Below are 464 nucleotides of genomic sequence, written 5' to 3'. Positions count from 1 at the left end.
ATTCTGAATAACTCTCCCTTCTTTTGAGGAGACAATATCAAAAGGTGTCACATTAATGCCTGCAAGAAGATCATTGTCCCTCGCAAAACTGGAAACTTTTGTACTTAAAGTTTGGTCGTCAGTTTGCGTTCCGCCTTTAACAACAATGTCAAGTTCTTGCGAGGAAAGATCGAGTTTAATCGCCCAAAACTCAAGAGTAGGAGAGGAAATTTTTCCGCAACAATAATCAATCCCGTTAGCGAAAACCTGCCACTGCGGCTGAATATTCTCGATTGTCGTAAAAACGGAAGGCTGCTCTTTTTTTGAACTAACAGGGGATATAGTAGTACACGTGGAAAAAATAAAGATTAGTGTAAAAAAAGCTACCCACAGAGTTCTTTGGGAAAAACGGTTAATACTCACCTTTACCCTTACGGTTTCTTTTTACCAATTTCCGGGCATTAGCTTTCTTTTTCCTGTTAAGG

The 464-nt window shown here is 39.4% G+C and carries 1 pseudogene; it reads right to left on the bottom strand.

The annotated features are described in order from the left end of the window. Positions 1 to 402: pseudogene (locus ACYVTD_RS16585) on the bottom strand (hypothetical protein); the annotation flags it as partial. Positions 403 to 464: the final 62 nt, after the last annotated feature.

The sequence above is a fragment of the Treponema sp. R6D11 genome (assembly GCF_054786075.1).
This window is presented reverse-complemented; position numbering and strand designations above follow the sequence as displayed.